Raw genomic sequence first — 16,942 nt, 5'->3', positions numbered from 1 at the left:
GCGGTCATATTTTGCAAATTTTTTACAAAATATGACCGCTTGCGATTAATTGCGTTTTACCGCTTCGACAATCTCTTTTGCACAGCTTTGAGCAAGTTGTGCATCTTCACATTCCACCATCACACGAATTAACGGCTCGGTGCCTGATTTACGTAATAAAATACGCCCCTTACCTGCCAAACGTTTTTCAACGCCAGCTGCGACAGCTTTTACCTCATCACTTTCAAGTGGATTTGCGGCTCCTTTTTCAAAGCGAACATTCAACAACACTTGTGGAAAGAGTGGTACAGCTTTAGTTAAATCGTTCAAGCTTAACTTATGGCTTACCATTGCTGCTAACACTTGGAGTGAGGCAATCACACCATCTCCCGTGGTATTTTTATCTAACACGATGATGTGTCCTGAATTTTCGCCACCAAGTTTCCACCCTTTTTCTTTAAGCTGCTCTAATACATAACGATCGCCTACATTCGCACGAGAGAATGGAATCGCTAATTGCTTTAACGCTAATTCCAAGCTCATATTACTCATTAATGTGCCCACCACTCCGCCTTGTAATGTGCCCGAACGCAGTGCTTCACGAGCTAGAATAAAGAGGATTTGATCGCCGTCAACTTTGTTACCTAAGCTATCGACCATTATTAAACGATCACCATCGCCGTCGTAGGCTAAACCTACATCAGCACCTGCTTCTACCACCACTTTTTGTAGTGCTTTAATATCCGTTGCACCGCATTTTTCATTGATGTTTAAACCATCTGGTTTAGTGCCGATTTCAATCACTTCTGCCCCTAATTCACGCATAACATTTGGAGCGATATGATAGGTGGCACCATTAGCACAATCTACCACGATTTTGTAACCTTCGAGGCTTAATTCAGATGGAAACGTGCTTTTACAAAATTCAATATAACGCCCTGCGGCATCGTTGATACGGCTTGCACGGCCTAAACTCTTAGAATCTACGCAGTCCATTGGCTCATCTAACATAGCTTCAATGGTTTCTTCCACTTCATCAGGCAACTTTTCGCCCACTGAAGAGAAAAATTTAATACCGTTATCGTAATATGGATTATGCGAGGCTGAAATAACAATACCCGCTTCTGCACGAAAGGTTCGCGTTAGATAAGCCACTGCTGGGGTTGGCATAGGACCAACAAACACTGCGTCTAACCCCGCTGAGGTTAAACCAGCTTCAAGTGCCGATTCCAACATATAGCCAGAAATACGGGTATCTTTACCGATCAACACTTTTTTTGTGCCTTGTGTAGCAAGTACTTTACCTGCTGCCCAACCTAATTTTAACGCAAACTCTGGCGTGATCGGAAAGCTACCTACCTCACCACGCACACCATCTGTACCGAAATATTTACGAGCCATTACTATTCCTAGTTCTTATAATAAAAGTTTATTTTAAAAAATATTGATAAGCTGGGCTTTCACTCACATTTTGGAAACGATAGCCAAGCTGTTCGAGATGCTGGTTTAATTCTACTTCATCGCAATGATTTAATGCAAATGCCGCAAGAATATCGCCATAATCTGAGCCATGGGCTCGATAATGGAATAACGAAATATCCCAATTTGTTAGTGCTTGTAAGAATTTTAATAATGCCCCTTTTTGCTCAGGGAATTCAAAGCTATAAAGTTGCTCGTTTTGAACTGATTTTGCTCTACCGCCTACCATATAACGAATATGAGTTTTGGCAATGTCATCATCTGATAAATCCACTACATCATAACCATTTTGTTGTAAATCTTTGATGATCTCCATTTTTTCTAGCAAGCCTGAAATTCTCACCCCAACAAATACACACGCATTTCTATCATCTGAATGGCGATAATTAAACTCTGTTACTGCTCTATCACCTAAAATGTGACAGAACGTTAAAAAACTGCCTTTCTGCTCTGGAATTGTTACCGCAAGTAAAGCCTCACGTTTTTCGCCAATCTCACAACGTTCTGAAACAAAACGTAACGTATGGAAATTCAAGTTTGCCCCAGACAAAATACAAGCAAGATTTTTGTCTGTTAATTGATGCTGTTTCACATATTTCTTCAAGCCAGCTAATGAAGTTGCTCCAGATGGTTCTGAAATGGCGCGCACATTTTCAAAAATTAACTTCATTGAGGCACAGATTTCATCATTATCGACTAATATCACATCATCAACATATTGCTGGCAAAGACGAAATGTTTCATCACCAATACGTTTTACGGCAATGCCATCGGCAAATAATCCAACACGTTCTAAATCTGTTGGTTGTCCTTTTTTTAGAGCGTGATACAAACAGGCGGAATCTTTTGACTCCACCCCAATCACTTTAATATTTGGCAATACTTGCTTAATTAACACAGCAACTCCGGCAATTAAGCCGCCGCCGCCGACAGGAATAAACACATAATCTAAATCTGATTTTTGTTGAACTAACTCTAAACCAATCGTGCCTTGCCCTGCAATTACCGCAGGGCTATCAAATGGATGGATAAACGTCATTCCTAATTCTTGTGAGAGGGCAATCGCTTTGGCTTTAGCCTCATCAAAATTTGCCCCAAAAAGCAAGACTTCACCACCAAAGCCACGTACCGCATCGACTTTAATCGAAGGCGTATTTTGCGGCATCACAATCAGTGCTTTTAGCCCTAAATGTTTCGCTGAAAGTGCTACGCCTTGTGCGTGATTGCCCGCAGAGGCGGCAATCACGCCTGCCTCTTTTTGCTCTTTGGAAAGGTTCGCAATCATCGAAAAAGCACCACGTAATTTGAAGCTATGAACAGGCTGACGATCTTCACGTTTAATAAATACATTATTATTTAAACGCTCAGACAGCTTTTCCATTTTTTGTAATGGTGTAACCTGAGCTAAATCGTAAATATTTGAACTTAAAATCAAGCGTAGGTAGTCGATACTAAGTAGGGTTTGTTTGGTTTCACTCATTTTCTAGAAAGGTTGTATTATTTTGTTGTTATTTTAAAGATATTGGTAAACTTTCAGTAAAATTTGACCGCTTACCTACTATCTTTATGGGTATTTAAAAGCAGATCTCCCTCCATAAAGGAGGGAGATCAAAAAATTAATGATGGTGGTGACCATCGCAACCACAGCCATTGTGGCTATGGTGATGATCGTGGCCGCTGCAACAATCTTCCTCATCGTGTCCACCACAACCGCAACTGTGTTCGTGTCCACCGTGAACGTGACCGTGAGCGATTTCTTCGACTGTAGCCTCTCGCACGCCAACTACTTCTACAGAGAATAACAATTCTTGGCCTGCTAACATATGATTGCCATCAACCACCACTTCGTCACCATCTACTTCAGTAATCACAACAGGTAATGGACCTAAATCGGTATCTGCAATAAAACGCATCCCTACCTCTAATTCATCCACTCCCATAAAGACCTCTTTTGGCACACGCTGAACCATATTGTCATTGTATTCGCCATAGCCTTCTTCTGGTTTTACTCGCACTTCAAATACATCACCAACCGCTTTGCCTTCAAGTGCTTTTTCTAAGCCTTCCACTAAGTTATTATGGCCGTGTAAATACTCTAACGGTTGATTTGCTGGTGCTTCATCAACTAATACGCCCTCTTGAGTACGCACTTGGTAAGCGATGCTTGGCACCAAATCTTTTGTAATTTTCATATTGAATCCTTTATCCACGTTTAATTAAAAATAGCAAGCCATTGTAACGATTTATTTTATATTTGCAATCTATCGGCAAATTTTAACCGCTTGTCGTGTTTATTCACGATATTTCATTTCTATTCAAACTCTACATTTCCTGAGGCTGAAGCATAAATGGTGGTTTTACCTGCCTCAAGTGGCAACGCTTTAGCGGATTTTCCGATTGCAGCTTGTGTCACCGCATACTCCGCACTGTCATACGCTAAACGATGCTGATAATATTGCCCACCACTTTCATCTGGCGTTTGAATATTAATATTGCTCAATTTATATTTTTTTGCCCCTAAGCCTTTTTGGATAATATCAGCTTTATGTTGGAATTTTTTGATAATTTCAAGCGTCATCTCATCTTCAAGTGACGCCTTTTTTTCTGGCGACACGCTAAAATCAACATAACGAATTGCAACATCTTTACTTACACTTTCCAGCACGGCTGCCATTGCATCAAAATCTTTACTTTTTAAATGGATACTGCCTGTGGTTTCCCAGCCATCAATATTGCCTTTACCATTATAATTAGCATAGTTAATTACGCCTTCGGCTTCTACTTCAATTGAAGGATATTTTTTCGCTTCTTCCAACACGCGATTTAAATGTTGAGCAACCTCTTTTTTCAAATTGGGCAATGACTTACCCGATTTTTGGCTATATACATTTGCTTGCATTAAATCTTTTTCAACGGTGCGAAACACCTCTGTTGAAAAATGAAAGGTTGCAGGTTTATCTTTATTTTCAGCTGACACAGCCGCCGCTTCAGGTGTGACTATTTGTGCAAAGGTGGTTGCTGTTGCCAGTGCAAGCGGTAAAATAGTGAGAAAATTTTTCAATGTCATAATCGTCCTTAAAAGAGTTAAAGGTGATTTATTAGATCTCGTCACATTCAGAAAGTTCATTTACTCAACAGAAAGCACGAGTGCCTGATTACGCCCCTCAATTTTCCAGCGAATGTTGTAGCCCGCAAGATTCATTCCATAAATTCTATCGGCGGTTTTGTTTTGTAGATAGGCAGGCCTTGGATCTTGTGCAATCACATCACGAATAAAGGCAAGTGGCTGTTGAATGCCATATTTTGCAAAATTTTGGCAAAATTCGACCGCTTGTTGAGCAGCTTCACTAAACACAACGGATAACCTCTGCTCTGGTTTCTCTTGTGCAAAGCCCGAAACTGCTCCAGGCTCATTATCTGCATAGGCAATGTAAGGCTTAATATCGAAAATCGGTGTGCCGTTTACTAAATCCACACTGCCTAATTTCAAATAAACTTCACCATTATTCATCACGACTTGTTCTAATTTTACTTTTGATAATCCTAACGGATTTGGGCGGTGCGTTGCTCGGCTGGCAAACACGCCCACTCTTTCATTTCCACCCAAACGCGGGGGGCGAACAGTAGCGTGCCAATCCCGTTCAGGAATATGATGGAACTGAAATATCAGCCAGATATGACTAAATTGCTCCAAGCCTCTTACTGCATCAGGGCTGTTATAAGGAGGCACTAAATGCAAAATACCTTTGCCTTCTGCCACTAAATTGGGCTGACGCGGTACAGAAAACTTTTCATCATAAGGGGTATTAACAAAACCGATAGGGTTTAACTGAATGGAGGCTAATGGCATAAAGGTCGAGTTCATCGGGCTTTTTTCTGTTAAAATAGTGAAAGTGACGATCATTTTAAACGAAATATAAACGATGAACAAAAATTCTCTTTTTTCGATCTGGTTTACTACCGCCCGCCCAAAAACCTTACCGCTGGCACTGGCTTCAATTATTGTGGGCTCAGCGCTAGCACACTGGGCTGGAAAATTTGATTTTATTACAACGCTACTCTCATTTTTGACAACCATTTTATTGCAGATTCTTTCTAACTTTGCTAATGACTACGGCGATCACGTTAAAGGCTCTGATACCAAAGAACGGATTGGGCCTTTACGCGCCATTCAACAAGGTGCAATTAATGGGCAGCAACTAAAAAAAGCGGTGATGACTTTAAGCTTGCTCTCTTTTCTTTCAGGTCTGGCATTAAGCTTATATGCTTTTGAAACTATTCAAGACTTGTTTTTCTTTATCGGGCTAGGTGTTCTTTCCATTATTGCGGCAATAACTTATACGGTTGGCAAAAAAGCCTATGGTTATTTAGGTTTAGGCGACTTATTCGTGCTGATTTTCTTCGGATTTGTGGCGGTTATTGGGGTATTTTATCTGCAAGTTCATAGCGTACTGCCAATGATTTTATTACCTGCTTTCGGTTGTGGATTACTTTCGGTTGCGGTACTAAATATCAATAACTTACGAGATATTAACCAAGACAGACAAGCTAGTAAAAACACGCTCATTGTGCGAATTGGTAGCCAAAACGGGCGGAAATACCATATTGCGTTATTAATACTCGCGGTCATTTCTTATCTAATTTTTGCAATTTTGGAATTTGAGCATTGGTACAGCTTCGTCTTCTTACTTGCTATTCCTCTACTCGCAAAACACGCTCGCTTTGTTTATCAGCATAAAGATCCGAAAGAGCTTTATCCAATTTTAGGGCAAATGGCAGGATTGGCGTTAATGACTAATTTGCTATTTAGCTTAGGAATTGTGCTGGGTTAAGTGGCAAAATTTCAACAAAAATAAACCGCTTGTAGAAAAACCACAAGCGGTTATTTTTTAGTTAAAATTTACGATTAATCTTTCAAATCTTCTTCAAAAAAACCATCTTTTTCGCCAACTTGGTAATCTGAATTGAGTAATTTATTGACACTATACCAACCCGCTTCAACTTCCACATTCCCCTCAGCATAAGAGCCTAATTCGTATGGCGGATAAACAAACACGATGCCACTAGGCGAGAAATAGAACTGCTCGGAAAGACGAAACTCCTTCTCATTTCCAAATCCGTTATATTTGCCTGATTCATCCACTCGCGTACTACTGTAATTTTTCCAAAGGATCTGTTTAAGCTCTGCTTGATTTTGCTGGCTGATTAAGTCATTTAATTTAATCTCTGCTTTTTTATCCAAATCAACATTAATATAACGAGTATAGTGCATACCATGTGCACCTCCCGCATAGCTATAGGAAGTCATTATGAAAGTAGCAATATTATTGCGTTGCCCGACAAAAGTGCTGTAGATATGGTCATCATACCCAATTGCTGGCTCAGTTTTCGCACTTTCCACTAAATCTTGATAAACGCTTTCACGGTAGTTTTTAAACTCTTCTTCTGTTGGATTTTTTAGCTTTCTGCCTTGTTCTTCATTGTAATCATAAGCTTGATTAATCAAAAGCTGATTGAGCCAATCAAAATTTGTTTTTGGCAATGAAACAAAAGAGCTAACCTTGCTCTCTGTAATTGCAAATTCTTCTTTTGCATCAACTTGATGCTTAATGACATCTTTTTTATCAAAAATGTTTACAATTTCAACGTGTAATGCCATATTTTTTTGAGCCTTTTCAAGCTCTGCTTTTAAATTCTCATTCTCTGCTTTCACTTCTGAAAGCTCGGCAAGCTCTAGCTCTTTTTTCTCTAAAGCATCTTTGGTACTTTTTAACTCGTTGCCAAGCTGCACAATTTGTTTTTCTGCCTCAAGCACCGTTTGTGTCATTTTTCCGTCTTCACAACCAGCTATCATAAATACGGAGCCAATTAACAGAGCTAATAGTGATTTTTTCATATATTTTCCTTTTGCAAAAAATGCGATAAATACAACCGCTTGTCATAAGTTTAAAAAAATCCCCCACACCGCTTGGCACAGGGGAACTATCAATTAATCGTCTAAGAAACTACGCAAGGTTTCTGAACGACTTGGGTGACGAAGTTTACGCAGTGCTTTTGCTTCAATCTGACGAATACGCTCACGGGTTACATCAAATTGCTTACCTACTTCCTCAAGCGTATGGTCTGTGTTCATATCAATCCCAAAACGCATACGTAATACTTTCGCTTCACGAGGAGTTAAGCCTTCCAGCACTTCGTTTGTTGCCATACGCAAACTTTCTGCCGTAGCTGAATCTAGTGGCAATTCAAGGCTTTCATCTTGAATAAAATCACCTAAATGTGAATCGTCGTCGTCCCCTATTGGGGTTTCCATTGAAATTGGCTCTTTGGCAATCTTCAGCACTTTGCGGATTTTATCTTCTGGCATTCCCATACGTTCTGCCAACTCTTCTGGTGTGGCTTCACGCCCCATTTCTTGCAAACATTGGCGAGAAATGCGGTTGAGTTTATTAATAGTCTCAATCATATGCACAGGAATACGGATGGTACGAGCTTGGTCAGCAATTGAGCGGGTAATTGCTTGGCGAATCCACCAAGTTGCGTAAGTTGAGAATTTATAACCACGACGGTATTCAAATTTATCTACCGCTTTCATCAAGCCAATATTACCCTCTTGGATTAAATCCAAGAACTGTAAGCCACGATTAGTATATTTTTTTGCAATCGAAATAACTAAACGCAAATTGGCTTCCACCATCTCTTTTTTCGCACGGCGAGCTTTTAATTCGCCATTTGAAATACGTCCGCCAATTTCTCGAATTTGCGCAATAGTTAAGCCTGAAGCTTGTTCTAAATTTTGTAAATTTGAGATATTAATACGAATATTATCCACATAATTTGCTAATTTTGGCACTGCATTTTTCTTCGCATTAATGGCTTTTTCTATCCACATCTCGCTTAATTCGTGACCTTGGAAGGCTTTTAAAAAATCAGCTTTATTCATTCCTGCATATTCAACTGCATAGCGTTGAATTTGACGCTCTTCCATACGCACTTGTTTCATCAATTTTTGTACAGATGCTACCAGCAAATCAAATTGTTTAGGCACTAAACGGAATTCTAGGAAAATATCGGAAAGAGCCTCAATTTGCTCTCTTGATTTTTTGCTAGTACGCCCGTGTTTTTGAATAAACAGCAATACTTTCTGATGCTGATTGCGTAATGCTTCAAATTTCTCACGAGCAAGCTCAGGATCAATTGAACCATCATCACTACTAGATGAACTATCTTCGCTTTCTTCGTCCTCATTTTCATCATCAACATCAGGAACATCCGCTACTTCATCATCCTCTAATTCTGGATCGATTTCTACTAATGGAGTCTCTTCCAAAACATTTAGATCCACAAATGCCGTGACTAAATCCGATAAACGCATTTCACCTGCTTCAACTTGGGCATAGCTCTCAAGTAAGCCCACCAACGCTTCGGGATATTCCGCTATTGCACATTGTACTTCATTAATGCCTTCTTCAATACGTTTTGCAATGTCGATCTCGCCCTCTCGGGTAAGCAGTTCTACCGTTCCCATTTCACGCATATACATACGCACAGGATCTGTGGTTCTACCTAATTCGGACTCTACGGTTGAAAGCACTTTGGTTGCTTCTTCTACCACATCTTCATCGGCAATATTTTCAGAAAGCAGAAGATCGTCAGTGTCTGGGGCAACGTCTAAAACTTGAATCCCCATATCGTTGATCATCTGAATAACATCTTCGATCTGCTCCGCATCAACTAACTCTTCTGGTAAGTGATCGTGAACTTCAGAAATCGTTAAATATCCCTGCTCACGCCCTTGTGCGATCAGAAGTTCCAATTGGGATTGCTGTTCTTGTTCTAATTGTTGATCTGCTTGGTTTTCCATAGTTTATCCGTTTATTATGCGAGCAAAAATAGTAGAGGATTATACCACTAAATTAGAGAGTGTGTCCTCATTTTATTCTATTGTCTATTTGCAAAAAATTTATAAATTTTGACCGCTTGTTATACGATTTTGCTCTAAAAAAAAGTACTCTTTTTTCTCATCATCAGTTAAGCCCACTGTTCGGTCTTTAGCAATCAATTCTTCTTTTCTACATTCCACTAATTTTGCATAGAGAAAATCAAGCGTATCAATAAAGGTAGTTTCAATATTTTCTGGCAACACTAAATGCTCCCAGCTTGCTAAAGTTTCAAGGATGTTATATTGGGGATGCGCTCGGTAATGTTCAAGTAGCCCACCCATACTGATGCCCGTATTTTGCTGACAAATCGAAACAATATCGGTTAATAATTCAAAGCCAGGCTCTTTTAACGCTTTCAGCGAGCTAACATCAGGCACAAATTTTACCAACTGCGGATTTTGTAGCAATAAGGTAATGAGCAATCGCATTGGAGTTCGCCGAATTTTAACAGCTTGATGTGCTATCTTTTCTTCTGATTTTTTATTCGCAAGTAACGCTTCCAGTTGTATTGGATCTAAAATACCTAGCTTCTGCCCTAAAATATTGCGTAAGTAAACCCGCAACATTTCTCCAGGAATCCGATTAATGAGTGGCACGGCTAAGGCAGCCAGCTTTGATTTTCCTTCTTTTGAGGAAAGATCCACATCTGAAAGCAAGCTATCAAACAGAAAATCACTGAGCGATTTAGCATTCTCTGCTAAATATTGCTCAAACCCTGCTTTTCCTTGTGAGCGAATGAAAGTATCTGGGTCTTCCCCGTCAGGTAAAAAAATAAATTTAAGCTGACGGCCATCTTGCAGATACGGCAAGGCATTTTCTAACGCTCGCCACGCAGCATCTCGACCCGCTCTATCGCCATCATAACAACAGATAATTTGCTCGGTGCAACGGAACATTTGTTGAATTTGCTCACCCGTGGTTGCCGTGCCAAGCGAAGCCACCGCATTATCAATGCCAAATTGAGCCAATGCTACCACATCCATATAACCCTCTACCACAAAGAGATAATCTGGATTTTCATTGACTTGTAAGGCTTGATATAAACCGTATAGCTCACTTCCTTTATGATAAATTACGGTTTCAGGCGAGTTCATATACTTCGCCCCTTGCTCATCATTTGGCAGCACACGCCCACCAAAGGCAATTACTCGCCCACGTTTATCCCGAATTGGAAAGATGACTCGATTGCGAAATTTATCATAAATTCGACCGCTATCATTTTTGGTTAAAACCCCTGTATCAAGTAACTTTTGCGTTTCCTCAGGCGATTGCCCAAAAGTGCGTAGTGCAGCGTCAAAAGCATTCGGAGCAAAACCAATTTCAAAGCGTTTAATAATCTCAGCTGATAAACCCCGTTTCTGCAAATAACGTTGAGGCTCAATTTGGTGGGATAAATTTTGCTGATAAAACGTTGCCACTGCTTCCATCAACTCATAAAGATTACGTTTGGTTTTAAAACTCGCTTGAGGCTTGCCATCTCGATTAATCACATTCTCTCTGGGCACTTCCAAACCGTGCATAGTGGCCAGTTCTTCAATGGCTTCTGGAAATTCCAGCTTATCGTAATCCATCAAAAATGTAATGACATTACCGTGAACACCACAACCAAAGCAGTGATAAAATTGTTTAGATTGACTTACCGAAAATGAAGGCGTTTTTTCGTGATGAAAAGGACAACAAGCCTGATAATCTCTGCCTGCCTTTTTAAGTTTGACCCGATTGTTGATAACCTCAACAATATCGGTACGAGCAACCAGATCATCAATAAACGAACGTGGGATTGTACCTTTCATTGATTTCCTCCTGCTCTTTTAATTGATACAAGCGGTTAAATTTTGGCAAAATTTTACACATTTACACAAACGCTTGCGTTGAACATAATTAAACAACCATAAAGTTGAATAAGCGAGCAATATACAACTGCTTGAAATAAAAATATAAAAACACCAAAACCGTGACCCTAATAGGCATCACGGTTTCGATATATTTTTCCAATTAGCGAACTAAGCTAATTAGTATAAACGTGTATTACGTGCGTTCTCACGGAAGTTACGTTTAGCGTGACGTTTAGCAAGTGATGCTTTTTCACGTTTACGAATTGTAGTTGGTTTTTCATAGAATTCACGAGCACGAACTTCTGCTAAGATACCCGCTTTTTCGCAAGAGCGTTTAAAACGACGTAATGCAACGTCAAATGATTCATTTTCACGAACTTTAATTACTGGCATATGCCATCACCTCAGAAAAATATGATTAAATTATTAACCGCACACAATTTTGGCGGCATAGAACAAAAAAGGTAGCGTATTCTACCCCAAGCACGTTGATAAGTAAAGTGCTATGTTTATCCAAATTTACCCATTACTTTGCGGATGTCTATAAATCATCTCATTTCAGTTGAGATGGAAAATTCAATGTTGAGGGCAATATAGACACCGCCATTTCATTAGATGAAATTTAGCTTAATGGTGGTATATTTGTCACTTTATAGCACAAAAATGTGAATAGCCTTGGCTCAAAAATACCAACAAATCCGCTTTCTCTTTTATGCCAAATAATCGTTTAAATTCACGTATACCGCTTTAAAAAAGAGATAGATAGCCCACATACCTTAGTATAAAATAAGTATCGTTCTTTCATAATATTAGGATAGTCTAATGCTTTTTAATTTCAAAATAGAGAAACCACAAATTATACTTTTCTGCAATATTCTAGTGGCAACATTTTTTGTGAGTGTTTTAACGTTTAAAAAAGGCTATAGTTATGCGCCAATCATATTGGGCATTACTGCCATTCTCCATCATTTAAAATTAAAACAAATGCGGTTGCTTGATAATGAAGACAAATTTTTTATTTTCTCTCTTATTGCTTATTTTTCAACATTTCTAATATCTGTTATAGATAATCAAGATAGTTTAAGAGAAATTGATAATCCAAGTAGGGTTTTACTATTTATTCCATTAATTTTTTTCTTTAGTCTTTATCCAATAAAGAAAAAAATAATTTTCTATTTTATTCCTATTGGTTCATTTGTTATTGGATTATTAGCTATATACCAAAAATTTATTCTTAACTTGCCTTTACCATTTCCTGAAACACACAGTATTCAAGCAGGCGATATTTCTATGACATTATCTTTATTAAGTATGGTTATTGCTTTTTACTGGTTCAATAAAAATACTAAAATTGCCTTTTTATGTATTTTATTTGCAACTTTTGGATTAAGTGCAAGTATTCTAACTGGTGCAAGAGGTGGGTGGATTGCATTTCCGTTTTGCTTTTTACTTATTTTAGTATGCTATTATAAAAACCTGAATAAAAAGATATTATTACTGATTGTTTCTATCATTACTATTGCTATTTCACTGTTTATTACTAGACCAGAATTTGGATTTAAACACAGATATAATTCTGCTAAAGCAGATATTACAAATTATATAGAAAAAGGAATAAAAAACACGTCTCAAGGTGCTCGGCTAGATATGTGGCAAAATGCAATGATTGCGATTAGTGAAAAACCCATATTAGGGCACGGCAGTTCAGGTTATGAATTATTTAGGAAAAAACAGGTCAATTCCAATCAAATGGCAGAAACAACGTTGCAATATCATAGTCTGCATAATCAATATTTAGAAGCTTTTGTAAAAAGAGGAATGATTGGTTTTATAGCATTAATTGCTATTTTAATTATTCCGTTTTTTCTTTTTGTAAGAAGATTAAAAACTGATGATTTCGCATTAAAATGTATCGCTGTGTTAGGTATTGTACATATTACTTCTCACTCATTCTTTTTCTTAACTCAATCATATTTAGCACATAATTCAGGATCCATATTTTATTTCTTTGTATTGATATTGTTCTATCATTTACTTAAACAAGAAAAAGAGAATATATAATCAACAAAGGCAGAATGAAATTTCTGCCTTTCCTTTTATATCTATTAATTGCCATTCTCTAAATACCATTGCACGGTTTTACGCATACCACTTTCAAAGGTTTCTCTCGGCTTCCAACCTAATTCTTGTCTTATTTTTGTGGCGTCAATAGCATAACGAATATCATGTCCGGCTCGATCATCAACATAAGTAATCAAATCTATATAATTTTCTATATTTTTAGGTTTATTTGGTGCAAGTTCTTCTAACAAATTACATATAGCTCTTACTATCTCAATATTGGTTTTTTCTTGATGAGAGCCAATATTGTAAGTTTCTCCCACTTTACCTTTAGTTAATACTCGATATAAAGCTCTAATGTGATCTTCTACAAAAATCCAATCTCGCACCTGCAAGCCATTACCATAAATGGGCAACGGCTTACCCTGCAATCCGTTTAAAATCATCAAGGGAATCAGTTTTTCAGGATGTTGAAACGCCCCATAATTATTGGAGCAATGAGTAATCATCACAGGCAAAGCATAGGTGCGATGCCACGCCCTTACCAGATGATCGCTTGCTGCTTTTGAAGCAGAGTATGGGCTACTTGGGTAATAAGGCGTTTCTTCAGTAAAGAGCCTATCGCTATCCGCCAGATCGCCATAAACCTCATCGGTAGAAATATGTAGAAATCGGAAATTCGATTTCTTAGGCTCATTCAGCCCTTGCCAATAAGCTTTTGCAGACTCTAATAAAGTATAAGTCCCCACAATATTGGTTTGAATAAAATGAGATGCCCCATTAATAGAGCGATCAACATGGCTCTCAGCCGCTAAGTGCATAACGGCATCAGGCTGATATTTGCAAAAAATTTCAAAAATATGACCGCTTGCACAAATATCAACTTGCTCGAAATGGTAGCGTTCATTATCGGTAACACTTTCAAGTGCGGATAGATTCGCAGCGTAAGTCAGCTTATCAACATTGATGATGATATGGTTAGTTTGTTCAATCAAGTAACGAACCAATGCCGAGCCAATAAATCCAGCTCCGCCTGTAATAAGGATAGTAGACATAAGTTATAAGTGAAAAGAGCTTATTTTAAGATAAAGTATTATACACTTTTCCCAACACATACCTTTGCTCTTTTTAAGATTGCACTTCTACAGCAATTATTAGATAATACTCAACCAAGTAAAATTTGATCTAAAACAAAATGAGCGATATTCAAATTCCTTTAATCTTTACTGATGCCGCGGCACGTAAAGTGAAAACCTTAATTGAGGGCGAAGAGAACCCGAACCTTCGCTTACGTGTTTATATTACGGGAGGGGGCTGTAGTGGGTTTCAATACGGTTTTACCTTCGACGATCAGGTAAATGACGGCGACCTGACTATTGAAAACCAAAGTGTCGGCTTAGTCGTTGATCCGATGAGCTTACAATATTTAATCGGCGGTACTGTAGATTATACTGAAGGGCTAGATGGCTCTCGCTTTGTGGTAACAAATCCAAATGCAAGCTCAACCTGTGGTTGTGGCTCTTCCTTTAGTATTTAAACCATACCATTTACATAAAAAATAACCGCTTGTATATAAGAAAATAGCCTCACTTTTCAGTGAGGCTATTTTTCTTTATGCTTATCTTTACAACATTTTCCTTTACAAAGCGGGACAAGATCCTCTCCACCTTCGCTCATTGGATTGCAACGTAAAATCCGTTTAAAGGCAAGATAGCCACCTCTGATTGCACCGTGAATTTTAATTGCTTCAACTGCATAAGTTGAACAAGTAGGGTAAAATCGGCAACGAGGTCCAATCAACGGGCTAATTGCATAGCGATAGAAATAAATAGGCAACAATAAAAGCCTTGCTAACAAGCTAATACTTTTAGGCTTACTTATTGATTGCTCTGAGCTGGCTTTTTGCTCAAACGGATGTGTCTTACCCATAGTTTTTCCAGTGTTTCAAAAAGCATTGCATTGTCTAATTTACCAATTCCGCCTTTTGCCACAAAGACAAAATCAAAATTCGGTAATTCGTGCTGTTTTAAACGAAAACTTTCTCTCACAATACGTTTAATTCGATTGCGATCGTGAGCACGTTTGAGATGTTTTTTAGCAACCGTTAAACCTAGACGAGGATTCTCTAATGTATTCTCTCTAGCAAGAAGGGTCATTTGAGGGGTACTGGCTCGAAGTGGCTCTTCAAACACCGCTTTAAATTGAACGGGAGCTAACAAACGCAGCTCCCGAGAAAAATTTAGCTTATTCACACTTAAGATTAGAAAGGTGTTTTGGCTGAGTTCTGCAATTATGCAGATAAAGATTTACGACCTTTAGCACGACGACGTGCTAATACTTGACGACCGTTTTTAGTAGCCATACGAGCACGGAAACCGTGTGTACGAGCACGTTTTAATACTGATGGTTGAAATGTACGTTTCATTGCTATCTACCTAAAATTCAAAAAGTTGGCATACAAAATGTTTCTGCCAAACAAGGACCATAAAAAAGAGTTGCAATTCTACAAGCAATCAAAACAAAAAGCAAGAATCAATATAAGTCAAATCCGCTTGTTTGCAAAGTTTTTGAAAAATAAGACCGCTTGTAATAATCACAGAAATTTATATTGGTTTATGGCATAATCTGTTTATGTAATTTACCACCAGTCTTAAGTGAGAATGTAATATGAATCAACAAAAAATCGGTATTTTATTAGCCAATTTAGGCACACCAGACGAACCCACCTCCGCAGCAGTAAAACGCTATTTAAAGCAATTTTTAAGCGATCCTCGTGTCATCGACTTACCCAAAATTAAATGGCAGGCAATTTTAAATTTTATCGTTTTACCGACACGCTCACCAAAGGTAGCAAAGTTATATCAATCGGTATGGAGGGAAGGAGGCTCGCCTTTGCTGGTTATTTCTCGTGAGCAACAAAGAGCAGTGCAACGGTATTTTGATGCCAAAGGCAAAAGTGTGGTGGTTGAATTGGGTATGTCTTACGGTAATCCAAGCATTGAAAGTGCAACAGATAGCCTCATCAAGCAAGGCGTTGATCGAATTATCGTACTACCACTTTATCCACAATATAGCAGTACCACCACCGCTTCAGTATTTGATGCTTTCGCAAACGCTTTAAAAGCACAACGTAAAATTGTGCCATTTGATTTTATTCATAGCTATCATAACGATCCACTTTATATTCAAGCTTTAGCTAACACCATTCAGATTGAACAAGATGAGCTCTTACTCTTCTCATTCCACGGCATTCCCAAACGCTACGAAAATGAGGGGGATTTTTACTCAGCACATTGCTATAAGACGGCTGAATTAGTAGCGGAAAAACTTGGCTTTCCGAAGCATAGATGGCTTGTTTCATTCCAGTCACGTTTTGGGAATGAAGAATGGCTACAGCCTTATACAGATAAAACGCTTGAAAGCTTTCCGCAAAAGGGCGTGAAAAAAGTGGCTGTCGTTTGTCCAGGCTTCTCATCAGACTGCTTAGAAACATTAGAAGAAATTGCAGAAGAAAACCGTGAAAACTTTGAACAGGCAGGCGGAGAATCTTACCGTTACATTCCAGCACTTAATGCGAACGGCGATCATATTAGAGCTTTAGTGAAATTGATTGAAGCAAAGATGTAAAAAATACAAGCGGTTAAA

Annotated in this window: 17 protein-coding genes; 4 read left to right on the top strand and 13 right to left on the bottom strand. The window is 38.5% G+C overall.

All coding sequences use genetic code 11. The features are described 5' to 3' along the window. Positions 1-45 precede the first annotated feature (45 nt). The 5 genes from glmM to tsaA all read right to left on the bottom strand — a co-directional run bounded on the left by glmM (position 46) and on the right by tsaA (position 5,323). Complete coding sequence (gene glmM, locus GM698_RS06960; RefSeq protein ID WP_159628535.1) at positions 46-1,380, bottom strand: phosphoglucosamine mutase; 1,335 nt, start codon at positions 1,378-1,380, stop codon at positions 46-48. Positions 1,381-1,408: 28 nt separating this feature from the next. After that, positions 1,409-2,938: a threonine ammonia-lyase, biosynthetic gene (gene ilvA, locus GM698_RS06955; protein ID WP_176807380.1), complete on the bottom strand. Its 1,530-nt coding sequence runs from the start codon at positions 2,936-2,938 to the stop codon at positions 1,409-1,411. A 136-nt stretch (positions 2,939-3,074) separates the two neighbouring features. Continuing rightward, positions 3,075-3,650, bottom strand: coding sequence for a peptidylprolyl isomerase (slyD, locus tag GM698_RS06950; protein WP_176809270.1), 576 nt, complete (start codon positions 3,648-3,650; stop codon positions 3,075-3,077). 119 nt (positions 3,651-3,769) lie between these two features. Beyond that, the gene (locus GM698_RS06945) at positions 3,770-4,525 is read right to left on the bottom strand and encodes an SIMPL domain-containing protein (protein WP_209289160.1); all 756 of its coding nucleotides are present in this window, start codon (positions 4,523-4,525) and stop codon (positions 3,770-3,772) included. A gap of 60 nt (positions 4,526-4,585) precedes the next feature. After that, on the bottom strand, positions 4,586-5,323 hold the full coding sequence (gene tsaA / locus GM698_RS06940) for a tRNA (N6-threonylcarbamoyladenosine(37)-N6)-methyltransferase TrmO (protein ID WP_209289793.1): 738 nt from the start codon (positions 5,321-5,323) through the stop codon (positions 4,586-4,588). Positions 5,324-5,381: 58 nt separating this feature from the next. Here tsaA and GM698_RS06935 point away from each other — a divergent pair, with 58 nt between their 5' ends. Then, positions 5,382-6,290 carry a 1,4-dihydroxy-2-naphthoate polyprenyltransferase gene (locus tag GM698_RS06935; protein WP_209289159.1) on the top strand — a complete coding sequence of 303 codons (909 nt, stop codon included), beginning with the start codon at positions 5,382-5,384 and terminating at the stop codon, positions 6,288-6,290. A gap of 74 nt (positions 6,291-6,364) precedes the next feature. Here the strand turns inward: GM698_RS06935 and GM698_RS06930 are convergent, their stop codons facing one another. The 4 genes from GM698_RS06930 to rpsU form a co-directional block, all read right to left on the bottom strand. Continuing rightward, positions 6,365-7,354, bottom strand: coding sequence for an RsiV family protein (locus GM698_RS06930; RefSeq protein WP_176811906.1), 990 nt, complete (start codon positions 7,352-7,354; stop codon positions 6,365-6,367). A 93-nt stretch (positions 7,355-7,447) separates the two neighbouring features. Beyond that, a complete protein-coding gene (rpoD, locus tag GM698_RS06925; protein ID WP_159628541.1) occupies positions 7,448-9,322 on the bottom strand; it encodes an RNA polymerase sigma factor RpoD in 1,875 nt (624 codons plus the stop codon). A 99-nt stretch (positions 9,323-9,421) separates the two neighbouring features. Then, on the bottom strand, positions 9,422-11,194 hold the full coding sequence (gene dnaG, locus GM698_RS06920; protein WP_176807386.1) for a DNA primase: 1,773 nt from the start codon (positions 11,192-11,194) through the stop codon (positions 9,422-9,424). A gap of 219 nt (positions 11,195-11,413) precedes the next feature. Then, positions 11,414-11,629 carry a 30S ribosomal protein S21 gene (gene rpsU / locus GM698_RS06915; RefSeq protein WP_006252283.1) on the bottom strand — a complete coding sequence of 72 codons (216 nt, stop codon included), beginning with the start codon at positions 11,627-11,629 and terminating at the stop codon, positions 11,414-11,416. 429 nt (positions 11,630-12,058) lie between these two features. Between rpsU and GM698_RS06910 the strand changes: the two genes are divergently transcribed. Beyond that, the gene (locus GM698_RS06910) at positions 12,059-13,297 is read left to right on the top strand and encodes an O-antigen ligase (RefSeq protein WP_209289158.1); all 1,239 of its coding nucleotides are present in this window, start codon (positions 12,059-12,061) and stop codon (positions 13,295-13,297) included. A gap of 44 nt (positions 13,298-13,341) precedes the next feature. On the opposite strand, the gene rfbB is transcribed toward GM698_RS06910, so the two are convergent. Continuing rightward, positions 13,342-14,352, bottom strand: a complete 1,011-nt coding sequence (gene rfbB / locus GM698_RS06905; protein ID WP_209289157.1) for a dTDP-glucose 4,6-dehydratase — start codon at positions 14,350-14,352, stop codon at positions 13,342-13,344. Between the two features lie 140 nt (positions 14,353-14,492). Between rfbB and erpA the strand changes: the two genes are divergently transcribed. Then, complete coding sequence (erpA, locus tag GM698_RS06900; RefSeq protein WP_159628545.1) at positions 14,493-14,834, top strand: iron-sulfur cluster insertion protein ErpA; 342 nt, start codon at positions 14,493-14,495, stop codon at positions 14,832-14,834. 65 nt (positions 14,835-14,899) lie between these two features. Here the strand turns inward: erpA and yidD are convergent, their stop codons facing one another. Genes yidD through rpmH form a run of 3 tightly spaced genes read right to left on the bottom strand, consistent with a single transcriptional unit; the run spans position 14,900 to position 15,722 of the window. After that, the gene (gene yidD / locus GM698_RS06895) at positions 14,900-15,226 is read right to left on the bottom strand and encodes a membrane protein insertion efficiency factor YidD (protein ID WP_176807389.1); all 327 of its coding nucleotides are present in this window, start codon (positions 15,224-15,226) and stop codon (positions 14,900-14,902) included. Next, entirely contained in the window at positions 15,175-15,549 is a 375-nt protein-coding gene (gene rnpA / locus GM698_RS06890; protein ID WP_159628547.1) for a ribonuclease P protein component, read from the bottom strand. Before rnpA ends, yidD begins: the two co-directional genes overlap by 52 nt. Positions 15,550-15,587: 38 nt before the next feature. Further along, entirely contained in the window at positions 15,588-15,722 is a 135-nt protein-coding gene (rpmH, locus tag GM698_RS06885) for a 50S ribosomal protein L34 (RefSeq protein WP_005599701.1), read from the bottom strand. A gap of 242 nt (positions 15,723-15,964) precedes the next feature. Here rpmH and hemH point away from each other — a divergent pair, with 242 nt between their 5' ends. Continuing rightward, a complete protein-coding gene (hemH, locus tag GM698_RS06880) occupies positions 15,965-16,924 on the top strand; it encodes a ferrochelatase (RefSeq protein ID WP_176807390.1) in 960 nt (319 codons plus the stop codon). The last annotated feature ends 18 nt before the right edge of the window (positions 16,925-16,942 follow it).

This window comes from Mannheimia sp. ZY171111 (assembly GCF_017750945.1).
In the GTDB taxonomy this organism is placed as follows: domain Bacteria; phylum Pseudomonadota; class Gammaproteobacteria; order Enterobacterales; family Pasteurellaceae; genus Mannheimia; species Mannheimia pernigra.
The sequence above is the reverse complement of the archived record's forward strand: the minus strand, read 5'-3'. Positions and strand labels throughout refer to the sequence as shown.